A 3,406-nucleotide genomic window follows, 5' to 3' on the forward strand; every position below is an offset into this window, starting at 1 on the left:
TATGTGCAGTTAAATACTAACTGTCCAATATTTTTTTCATTATTTTTCGTTCGTCCAAACGCGAGCGTTGGCCAAGGTGACTTACTACTGTTTTAGGTCTATAGTATTATTATTAGTACCTTTAACCGCCTTGGATTGCAAAATACATGCTTGACCCGTTGAAACATTACATCCAGTTCTTTTGGCCTAAGCCCCACTCAATAAGCAAAGAGCTTCAGGTTCGCTATCGCTTATTACTTTACTTCCAGTTCTTTACCAACCTGGTAATGATTTACAGCATTATTAAATGGACTAAGGCCGACTATACCGCGCTTGTAGTATCATCTTCGATTGGGCTTCTCATGTCGCTTATTTCAAGCACCCTTGTGAGACTCAAGTGCTCTCCAAACGTAGTTGCTAACATGCTAATGGTTGGGGCCTTCCCTCATGGCTTCAATATGATCTACAGCCTTGGCGGCTTACATTCTTCACATATATTTTGGATTCCGACCCTGGTTTGTATTGCCTATCTATTAGCCAACAGAAAGTCTGGACTATTTTGGTTTTGCACCTCATTCACTAGCATTGGCTTATTGGTGTACTTCGATCGCAGCGGTGTGGTATGGAACAACTATCCTTTCAGTGAAAGCCAGAAGCTTATAGACACCTATTCCGGCTACTTATTGCCAATGATCATTATATGGCTTGGCCAGAGCTATGCTTTTCGCATAAGGCAAGAATCACTAGCTGAAGCAATCCAAGCAAATGAAGAGACAAGTAGTCTGGTAATTTCGGCCGAAAAGAACTCACAGCGCTTAGGAGAGATTCTGAATGAAGCCAAGTCGACATGCCATACCCTATCCACCTCATCAAGATCCTTGCTAGAAAACATCAAAAAAATGAACAGTGATAGCCAGTCAATTGAAAACGGCGCACATTCTCAACTCGAGGCTTCTGAGCAGATTGATGCAACAGTTAGCGAAACGCAAACAACGCTTAGCGAGACATCTTCTCTTGTGAGAGAAATTGAAACTGTGACAAGAACTACACAAGCAAATGTCACATCTACCGCAGACTCCATGAAGAAAACAACAGAAAGCATGGATAAGATCAAACAAAGCTTCTCAAAAATTGAAGATGTTATTCAGGTCATTTCCGGTATCGTTAGCCAAACGAACTTACTTGCATTAAACGCAACAATCGAAGCTGCACGTGCTGGTGACAGGGGGCGTGGCTTTGCCGTCGTTGCTGACGAAATCAGAAGCTTATCAATTCGCTGTGATGAGTCTGCCCAAGAAATTACCGATGTAATAAAACAAGGGTCAGTAGACGTTGATAAGGGCGTCGAGATAGTACTTCACTCAGAAGCAGTACTGGAGAATACATCGGCCTCGGTTATTGAAGTTTCAGAACAAATTGAAAAAGTATCCAAGGTAATCAATAAACTGCAAGACAACATGACACAAGTCAGTGCTGCCTCGCAGAATGTTGGCGAGGTAAATAACAATAACGCTTACGCTGTTATACACCTACTGGAGTCAATTCAAAACCTGAGCACAATGACGACAAAGCTTAGCGACGTTTCAGAGAAGCTAGCAAACGTCGTGAATAAATAGCTAGCAGGTCACTTTCCTTACTAAAGCCCGACTAATCATTCTGACCTTCATGTTGAGGGGCAAACGCTTAAGGTTTGTTCCCACAATACCCTTCGTAAATCGGGTCTGTTTACTGTAATCAATATTTACATCTAACACGACTGGCTGACCCGCTTTGCTGATTCTCCAAGCTTCATCCAACATTTCATCTATATCGGAATTCTCATCGATCCGGACATAAGCTGCGCCAGTAGCCATCGCTACACCCTGCATTCTCGTATCCGCAAGAACCGAACAAGTTTTCCTGTTATACGGCACCTCTTGAGCTTGTGATATTTGGGATAACTCGCCATCATTAAATATGGTAAAAATTGCACCCAAGCCATTCTTGCTTGCCGTTGTAATTTCCATGCACGTCATCAAAAATGCACCATCACCAATAATACTGACAACGTCTTTTTCAGGATTAAGAAGCTTTGTTCCGATAGTCGCAGGGACAGCATAACCCATGCAATTGAAGTCGGTAGGCGAAATCATGGTTCTCGCTGTATGAATAGGCATAAGTTCTGCCGTTAAGAAGGTATGGTTACCGTCATCAACCACTACATAACCGTCATCAGGCAGCCTTTTCCTTAAGGCATCAAAGAATAAAGCTGGATTAACACGAGAACCACTATCGTGCTTATACCACTCTTGTTTATACGAAGCCTTTTGCTCTGAGATGAGCTGACTCACTTCCTTATAACGCGCATCAAAACAGATATTATTCTCATGTATTTTAGCTTTGAGCTTACGTAATAACGCGGGCAAGACCTCATTTGCATCTCCCTGGATCGCTACTTTCGCTGGGTAGTTTGTATTGAGAACTTTAGGGTTAATGTCAATATGAATCAAAGATTCAGGAACCGTAACGCCAAAGCTACCTGTACCAATTTCTCCAAAACGAGTCCCTACCGCAAGCAAAGCGTCGCAATCTTCAAATGCTTTCGTTGCGGCAGGCACTGCTGCAGCCCCAAAACTCATTCCCGTATGCATAGGATCATTTGCCGGAAAGGAGCTTAAGCCTTGCAAGGTAGTAGATGCCGGTGCGCCAAGCAAGCTAGCGACTTGCGTAGCAACATCAGAAACGTCCACCGCTCCCCAGCCCAAAAACAATCCGGGCTTATTAGCCTTAATTAAGATATCGACCGCTTCATCTAGCTGCTGTTCAAAATGACCAGACTCGACAAGCGCCTTTTCACTTAAAAATTCGGCATACGTTATTTGTCGTTCAACCTCCGCCGTATAAAGCTGTATATTCACTGGTATCTCAACAAATACTGGCCCTGGTTCGCCACTCGTCGCAATTTCGTAGGCTTTATATAGCGTTCTAATAATATCTTTCTGGTGAGCTACCTTAAATGTTGCCTTGGTAATTGGCGCTAGCATCGCATGCTGATCCATATCGTGAAGCTGGTATTCAAAGTCTGAATCGCTCCGCACACCACCCGACAACACCAGCATTGGAATACCGTCAAGAAATGCTTCGCCAATACCACTAGCTGCATGCGTAGCGCCTGCCGCAGGAACGATAAGCATTGCACCAACCGTATCACTGGTTCTACTAACAGCATCTGCCATGAACGCGCCACAGCCTTCATGAGTAACGAGCATAGGCTGAATGGTGGCCGACTTATTTAACTCATCATAGATCTCGGTATTGTGAACACCCGGTATACCAAATGTATGTGAAATCCCAAGTTGCTCGAGTGCATACCTAACTAGCCAAGCGCCTGTTTTCTTCATGTATCACCTTTAAGATTCTTTTTTCTATATAAATTTATTACAGGGAA

General features: G+C 43.5%; 2 protein-coding genes. One reads left to right on the forward strand and one right to left on the reverse strand.

What is annotated here, in order from left to right; genetic code table 11:
- Positions 1-146: 146 nt before the first annotated feature.
- A complete protein-coding gene (locus tag A3761_RS21085; RefSeq protein WP_068508451.1) occupies positions 147-1,595 on the forward strand; it encodes a methyl-accepting chemotaxis protein in 1,449 nt (482 codons plus the stop codon).
- On the opposite strand, the gene A3761_RS21090 is transcribed toward A3761_RS21085, so the two are convergent.
- Positions 1,596-3,359 (reverse strand): thiamine pyrophosphate-binding protein, encoded by a 1,764-nt coding sequence (locus A3761_RS21090; RefSeq protein WP_068508453.1) that lies wholly within the window; start codon positions 3,357-3,359, stop codon positions 1,596-1,598.
- Positions 3,360-3,406: the final 47 nt, after the last annotated feature.

The organism is Oleiphilus sp. HI0123 (assembly GCF_001635315.1).

Coding starts and splice junctions, on each gene's coding strand:
- A3761_RS21085 (WP_068508451.1), top strand. CDS start 147: ATGCTTGACCCGTTGAAACATTACATCCAGTTCTTTTGGCCTAAGCCC.
- A3761_RS21090 (WP_068508453.1), bottom strand. CDS start 3,359: ATGAAGAAAACAGGCGCTTGGCTAGTTAGGTATGCACTCGAGCAACTT.